At 70.4% G+C, this 7,069-nt stretch carries 5 protein-coding genes and 1 pseudogene; 5 read left to right on the forward strand and 1 reads right to left on the reverse strand.

Annotated features, from left to right (window positions below; genetic code table 11):
* The first annotated feature begins 16 nt into the window (after positions 1 to 16).
* Genes Q1K26_RS09660 through Q1K26_RS09680 form a run of 5 tightly spaced genes read left to right on the forward strand, consistent with a single transcriptional unit; the run spans position 17 to position 6,102 of the window.
* On the forward strand, positions 17 to 1,576 hold the full coding sequence (locus tag Q1K26_RS09660) for an ABC transporter substrate-binding protein (protein ID WP_300009254.1): 1,560 nt from the start codon (positions 17 to 19) through the stop codon (positions 1,574 to 1,576).
* Positions 1,577 to 1,589: 13 nt separating this feature from the next.
* Positions 1,590 to 2,720, forward strand: coding sequence for an ABC transporter ATP-binding protein (locus tag Q1K26_RS09665; RefSeq protein ID WP_300009255.1), 1,131 nt, complete (start codon positions 1,590 to 1,592; stop codon positions 2,718 to 2,720).
* Complete coding sequence (locus Q1K26_RS09670; RefSeq protein ID WP_300009257.1) at positions 2,720 to 3,754, forward strand: oligopeptide/dipeptide ABC transporter ATP-binding protein; 1,035 nt, start codon at positions 2,720 to 2,722, stop codon at positions 3,752 to 3,754. The genes Q1K26_RS09665 and Q1K26_RS09670 overlap by 1 nt, the downstream gene beginning before the upstream one ends.
* Positions 3,755 to 3,757: 3 nt before the next feature.
* Positions 3,758 to 4,579 (forward strand): TIM barrel protein, encoded by an 822-nt coding sequence (locus tag Q1K26_RS09675; RefSeq protein WP_300009259.1) that lies wholly within the window; start codon positions 3,758 to 3,760, stop codon positions 4,577 to 4,579.
* Positions 4,576 to 6,102: an AMP-binding protein gene (locus tag Q1K26_RS09680; protein ID WP_300009261.1), complete on the forward strand. Its 1,527-nt coding sequence runs from the start codon at positions 4,576 to 4,578 to the stop codon at positions 6,100 to 6,102. The genes Q1K26_RS09675 and Q1K26_RS09680 overlap by 4 nt, the downstream gene beginning before the upstream one ends.
* A 217-nt stretch (positions 6,103 to 6,319) precedes the next feature.
* Here the strand turns inward: Q1K26_RS09680 and Q1K26_RS09685 are convergent.
* Positions 6,320 to 6,935 (reverse strand): annotated as a pseudogene (locus Q1K26_RS09685) (IS21 family transposase); the annotation flags it as partial.
* Between the last annotated feature and the right edge of the window lie 134 nt (positions 6,936 to 7,069).

The following is a 7,069-nucleotide window of genomic DNA, read 5'->3' on the forward strand; positions in this document are numbered from 1 at the left end:
GTTCTCTCCTCAACGCATGCGCGGAACATTCGCCGTCCTGATCGCCGTCGTCGCGCTCGCCCTCGCGGGGTGCGGTGGCGGCGCACCCCCCGACGCCGGATCGGCACCGGCAGCCGGCGAGCCCCGGAGCGGGGGATCGGTCTCCTACCTGACGGCGTTCGACGTCAAGAGCCTCGACCCGTTGCGGCTCACGGTCATCAACAGCCAGAACTACGAGGCCGTGCGGGCGCTGCCGATCTTCGACGCTCTCGTCTACGCGGACGGGGCGACCGGCGAGGTGGTGATGCAGACCGCGGAGTCCTTCACCTCGGACGACAACCTGCGGTGGACACTCACGCTGAAGCCCGACATCACCTTCACCGACGGCACGCCGTACGACGCCGAGGCGGTCACGTTCAACTGGGACCGGCTGCGTGACCCACAGAACGCCGCCGGCAGTCTCGACACCGCGTCCAAGATCGACTCGATCGCCGTCGAGGGTCCCCTCACCGTCACCGTCGTGCTCAAGCAGCCCAATAGCACCTTCCCGTCGTTCGTCGCCGGATCGCCGCTGACCCTCATCGGGTCCCCGACGGCGATCCGGGCCGACGCCGAGGCCTTCGGGAACCAGCCCGTCGGTGCCGGTCCCTTCGTCCTCAAGCAGTGGGTCAAGAACGGGACCATGACCCTGGAGCGCAATCCCGCCTACTGGAACGCGCCCTACCCCTACCTGGATGAGGTGGAGATCCGTACGGTCGCGGACGCCCAGCAGAGGTTCCAGACACTGGCCGCCGGACAGGCGGAGTTGGACCTGTCCACACCTCAGTATCTGGAACAGGCCAAGCAGACTCCCGGTGTCGTCACCCAGCTGACCGACCAGAGCGGAGGCCGGCTGCTGGCGCTGAACAACGCGAGGGCGCCGTTCGACGACGGTCTCGCGCGCAAGGCGGTGGCATCCGCGCTGGACTACGGGACGCTCAACGACATCCGCTTTCAGAACGCCGACCTGGCACCGGGGCCGTTCTTCGCCACGTCGTCGGAGCTCTTCGATCCCGCCCTGGCCTGGCCGCAGTTCGACCGGGAGGCGGCGCAGCGCATGTTCGACGAGTACGCGGCGACTAACGGTGCACCCCTCACCTTCACCATCACCTTCGACGCTCCGGACAGGCAGTCGGCCGAGGCCGTGCAGTCGCAGCTGGCCGGATACCGCAACCTGGTGGTCGACATCCAGATCCTCGACGGCACGGCGTACGTCGCGGGCCTGCCGGGCGGCGACTACCAGATGTTCAGTCTGTACCGGCCGTTCGTCTCGCCCGAGCCGAGCCTGTCCGACACCTACCAGTGCGGATCGGCGCGGAACTACATCAAGTACTGCAACCCTGCCGTCGACGAGCTGCTGGCGGCCGCGCGGGCGACCCAGGACCCGGATGAGCGCCGCACGATCTACCAGGACGTGGCCAGGGTGATCATCGCGGACCAGCCCGCCATCATCTGGTCGCAGTACGTCCAGGTGCTGAACATGAACGACGCCGTGCAGGGCTACACCTCGGTGACCGACACCTGCCCTCTCTTCGACCGCATGTGGCTTGCGAGATAGGACGGTGGGCACCATGAAGGACTCTCCCATCGCGGCCGGCCGGGTGACGGTGGCCGGCGACGCGGGCACCGACGATCCGGTGCCGGGGGAATCGGGTCCGGTTCTGCGGGTCGAGGAACTGCGTACTGGATTCCGCTCCTCGGCTGGCACCGCGTGGGTGGTCGACGACATCGACCTCCAGCTCGAGCAGGGCAGGACACTGGGCATCGTCGGGGAGTCCGGATCGGGCAAGACGATGCTCGCTCGCTCGATCATGGGGCTGCTGCCCCGCGCCGGTATCGAGCGCAGCGGCCGGGTGCTGTTCCACGGTCTGCGGATGGACCAGCTGCCGCCCTCCGAGCTGCGGCGGATCTGGGGCACCGAGATGTCGATGGTCTTCCAGGACCCGATGACCTCGCTGAACCCGGTCGTGCGGGTGGGCCGTCAGATCACCGAGGTCCTGCGCGTGCATCGCCGGATGACGAGGTCGGCGGCGGACGATGCGGCCGTCGAACTCATGCGGTCCGTCCGGATCCCCGAACCGGAGCGGCGCGCGCGCGAGTACCCGCACCAGCTCTCGGGCGGTATGCGGCAGCGGATCGGGATCGCGATCGCGCTGGTCTGCAGCCCACGGCTGCTCATCGCCGACGAGCCGACGACGGCACTGGACGTCACGGTGCAGAGCCAGATCCTCGACCTGCTCCAACAGCAGCAGTCCGCACGGTCCATGGCGATGATCCTGGTGACCCACGACCTCGGAGTCGTCGCAGGTCGAGCCGACGACATTGCGGTGATGTACGCCGGGCAGATCGTGGAGCAGGGTCCGGCGCGGTCGGTGTTCCGATCGCCGCGGATGCCCTACACGGACGCGCTGATGCGGTCGATCCCCCGGATCCACGACCCGAGCCACACGCGGTTGGCGGCCATCGCCGGCCGACCGCCCGACCTCCTCGACCGTCCACCGGGCTGCCGGTTCGCGCCGCGCTGCCCGTCGGCGCAGGACCGGTGCCGGCAGGACGAACCGCCGCTGGTGGACGACGTGGGATCCGGCCACCGCTATCGCTGCTGGTTCCCGCTGGGTACCGGGGTGGAACGGGCAGGGCCGCAGGGGAACGTTCATGATCGCGTCGCGGACCGCGTTCCGATGCCGTCGGCGGTGATCTGATGGCGGGCAGCGGTACGGCGCACCTGCGGGAGGACGCGCTGCTGAGGGTGCAGGACCTGGTCGTCGAGTTCCCCTCGGCAGGTGGCCGAACGTTGCACGCGGTGTCCGGCGTCAGCTTCGATGTCCAGGAGGGCGAGACGCTCGGCATCGTCGGCGAGTCCGGCTGCGGCAAGTCCACCACCGGGTGGGCGGTGATGCAGCTGCGCCGACCGACCTCGGGATCGGTGGTCTTCGAGGGACAGGAGCTCACCTCGTTGCGGGGCCAGGACCTGCGGCGCGTGCGGCCCCGCCTCCAGATGATCTTCCAGGACCCGGTGTCGTCGCTCAACCCCCGGCGCCGGGTCGGGGACATCGTGGTCGAGGCGCTGCGGATCTGGCGGCGCGGGAACGCCGACGGCCGGGCGGAGAAGGTGCGGGAGGTACTGGCCGCGGTTGGCCTCGACCCCGACACCGCGGTGTCACGTCGGCGGCACCAGTTCTCCGGCGGTCAGTGCCAACGGATCTCGATCGCCCGTGCGCTCGTGCTGGATCCGAAGCTGGTCATCTGCGACGAACCGGTCTCGGCCCTCGACGTGTCGGTGCAGGCGCAGATCCTGAACCTGCTCGAGGACATGAAGGCGCGCTACCGCCTGACGCTGGTGTTCATCGCACACGATCTGGCCGTGGTGAAGAACATCAGCGATCGGGTCATGGTGATGTACCTGGGCAAGGTGTGTGAGGTCGGACCGGCCGAGGCCGTGTACGCACGCCCGGCGCACCACTACACCACGGCGCTGCTTTCGGCCATCCCGGTCGCCGACCCGGACCACGAACGGCGGCCGGTGCCGCTGGTCGAGGGTCAGCTGCCCTCACCGATCGCTCCACCGAGCGGCTGCCGTTTCCGTACCCGGTGCCCCGCAGCCCGGTCGCGCTGCTCCGAGGAGGAACCGCAGGTCCGGGAGGTGTATCCCGGGCACTTCACTGCCTGCCACTACCCGCCGATCGATGCCGGGACCGGAACGGCCGTGCCGCAACCCGCCGGGGAACAGGGGTAGCACGTGGCAGACGGGATACCGGAGCCGGTCGCGGTCCGGCCGGGGTTCTGTTCCATCGCGGTGCGGCAGCTGTCCACCGACGAGGTGTTACGTCTCGCCGAGAACAGCGGCGCGGCGGGCATCGAGTGGGGAGCCGACGTGCACGTCCCGCCGGGTGACGCGGCCGGTGCCCGGCGGCTCGCCGAGCGGTGCCGCGACGCGGGCATCGAGTGCGTCTCCTACGGAACATACCTGCAGGCCGGCACCGCCGACGTGGTCCACCGGCTGGACCCCGTCCTGGACGTGGCCGAGGCGCTGGGCGTCGGCAACATCCGGATCTGGGGAGAGCTCGGGATCACCCCGGACGCGGCGTCGGACGAGCGCCGACGGGTCGTGGACGGCGTGCGCGCGATCGTCCCGCTGATCACCGGTCGGGGCTTCACGGCGTCGCTGGAGTACCACCGCCGGACCATCACCGCGACGGCCGAGTCCGCCGTGGCGTTGTCGCGGCAGATCGACGACCCGCACTTCTTCCTGTACTGGCAGCCGGACGGGCCGGGGTCGGTGGCGGACCTGGTCGCCGAGTTCCGGTCGGTGGCGGCCCGGGTGTCGCACGTGCACCTTTTCGCGTGGCGCAGCTACGAGGACCGCTACCCGCTCGTCGCGTGGCAGGACCTGTGGCGCGAGATCCTGCGGCACTGTCGGGAGCCCGGGTCGTGGGGCCGCGACCGCTTCGCGTTGATCGAGCACGTCGCGGACGACCGACCCGATCAGCTTGCTGCAGACCTCGCCGCGTTGAGGTCGTGGATCTCCGTCCGTCACACCGAAGGTGAGAACCGATCATGAGCACTGTGTCCTACCCTCGGCGGCTCTCCGACCTGACCGTCGCCGATCCCGACCGGCTCGCGGTGGTCTGCGGACCGGACTCGCTCACCCGGGCCCAGCTGGACGAGGCCGGCACCCGGCTCGCCCACCGGCTCCTCGCGCACGGGGTCGTGGTCGGCGACGTCGTTACGGTGGCCCTGCCGAACTGTGTGGAGTGGTTCGTCGCGTACGTGGCGTGCTGGAAGGCGGGAGCGATCCCGCAGGCGGTCTCCGAGCAGCTTCCCCGGGCCGAGCTGGAGGCGATCGTCGCTCTGGCGGCGCCGCGGGCCGTGATCGGCCGTGGGTCGGCAGGTGTGGCGGGGAATCCCCATGTGGCGGTGGACCACCGGGCGCGCCTCGACGGCAGCCCCGTGCCGGAGCTCCCGGACGTGGTCTCGCCCGCATGGAAGATCGCGACCTCGGGCGGGTCGACGGGGCGCCCCAAGCTGATCGTCTCGGGAGACCCGGCACTGTTCGACCCCGGTGTTCCGAGGATGTGGGGCCGGGGCTTCCGCGACGGCGGTGTGGTCGTGGTGCCCGGCCCGCTCCATCACAACGGTCCGGTGCTGTGGGCGTGCGAGGCGTTGATCGCGGGCAGCCTCGTCGTCGCGCTGGAGCGGTTCGACCCGGAGCGCACGCTCGCGGCCGTCGAGGAGTTCGGGGCCGACGTGCTCTACAGCGTGCCGACGATGATGAAGAGGATCATCGACCTGGACGACGAGGCCCGGCTCCGGTACGACCTGTCGTCCCTGGAGTCGGTGTGGCACATGGCCGAGCCCTGCCCGGCCTGGCTGAAGCGCCGCTGGATCGACTGGCTGGGGCCGGAGCGGATCGTCGAGATCTACTCGGCCGCCGAGCAGCAGGCGGTCACCCTGATTACCGGGTCCGAGTGGCTCGAGCGCCCGGGATCGGTCGGGCGGGTGGTCGTCGGTCAGATGCGGGTCGGGAACGAGCGGGGCGAACCGCTCGACACCGGTGAGCGCGGTGAGGTGTGGCTGCGGGGTGACCAGGCACGCTCGGCACCGATGTACCGCTACGTCGGTGCCGAGGCCCGATCGTCCGAGGATGGCTGGGAGTCCCTCGGCGACGTCGGCTGGTTCGACGGCGAGGGCTACCTGTACATGGCGGACCGGCTCCAGGACATGGTCCTCAGCGGCGGGGTCAACGTCTATCCGGCGGAGGTGGAGGCGGCGATCCTGGAGCACCCGGCGGTTCGGTCGGCGGCGGTCATCGGGCTGCCCGACGACGACCGCGGCAATGTGGTGCACGCCGTGGTCGAGGCCGATCCGCGGGAAATTCCCCCCGAGGAGCTGGCGACCTTCCTCCGGGAGCGCCTCATCGCCTATAAGGTTCCCCGCAGTGTGGAGTACGTCGACCATCCTCTGCGGAGCGATGCGGGCAAGGTCCGGCGTGGGGAGCTGCGCAGCGAGCGGTTGAACGGCGGGGGCGGGAAGGCCGTGGCGATGCCGTGGCCCGGCCGGATGTCGTCGCCCTCCCACGGTTGAGCAGGTAGGGGGCCGGGCGGCCCCCGATCTGTCGCCTCACTTGAGGAGGTAGCCCGCGTCCACGGGGAGGGTCACGCCGGTGACCCACTTCGCCTCGTCCGACACGAGCCATGTGATCACCGATGACACGTCGGCCATCGGCATCGCGTCGATGAGCTTCCCCGGGTCTGACTGGCCCTGGTGGTGGGCTTGTTGATGTCGCGTCCGGCCTGGTGGGGAGGATGCGCAGCACATCGTTCTCGGCGAACCGGCCCGCGACCGCGGCGGTCCCGAGGGCGCGGTCGACCTCGCCGGGCCGGTGCAGCTTGGCCAGCGCGACGGCCTCGGCTATCTTGCGCCGGACCCCGCGCGCACCGCTGCCGGCTGCCTCGACCAGCCAGGACGTCGCGCCCGGTCCGAGGGCGAGGAACTCGGTCTCCGCGGCGCTGGTAGCCCGGGGCACCCGTTCCCCGGCGGCGTTCGCCGCGGCAGTGGACGGCGGGTAGTGCTCCGCCCGGATCGAGGGTGTCCCGGGCGTGGACCGAGCATGCCGGGCGACCTCGCCCGGCCCGTGCTTGCCGACGGCGGTGATGACCAGGTCGTCGCCGTGTTTTGCGTTCCTCGGCCAGCGCCTGGACCGGTGGGCGGCGGGTCTCCCGGTGCGGGCGCGTGTTGACCTGCTCGCAGAACTCCCGACAGGCCGTCTCGAGCTGGGAGAACGTCCGGTACTCCTGCAGCAGGTTCGCGCTCGTGGGGACGAGGTCGGCCTTTGCGATCCGCACCGTCGCCTCGCTGCCGCCCTTGGACTGCGGGTCCGCCGGCACACAGGTGCGGATGGTCATCCCGTATTCTCTGAACTTGATCTTCAGAGGCTCGTTGCGGGCGTGTGCGTTCAGCCGCTCGTGGTGATCGGCGGGATACCGAGGTCGACGGTCGCCGGGCGGGCGCGGCGGTCGATCTGGGCGAGTTTGTCCTGAGCGCCGGCGAG

The organism is Pseudonocardia sp. (assembly GCF_029263155.1).
Taxonomy (GTDB): Bacteria; Actinomycetota; Actinomycetes; order Mycobacteriales; family Pseudonocardiaceae; genus Pseudonocardia.

Bases quoted from the DNA above. Each gene is read 5' to 3' on its own strand.
- Q1K26_RS09660 (WP_300009254.1), top strand. From the start codon at position 17: ATGCGCGGAACATTCGCCGTCCTGATCGCCGTCGTCGCGCTCGCCCTC.
- Q1K26_RS09665 (WP_300009255.1), top strand. From the start codon at position 1,590: ATGAAGGACTCTCCCATCGCGGCCGGCCGGGTGACGGTGGCCGGCGAC.
- Q1K26_RS09670 (WP_300009257.1), top strand. From the start codon at position 2,720: ATGGCGGGCAGCGGTACGGCGCACCTGCGGGAGGACGCGCTGCTGAGG.
- Q1K26_RS09680 (WP_300009261.1), top strand. From the start codon at position 4,576: ATGAGCACTGTGTCCTACCCTCGGCGGCTCTCCGACCTGACCGTCGCC.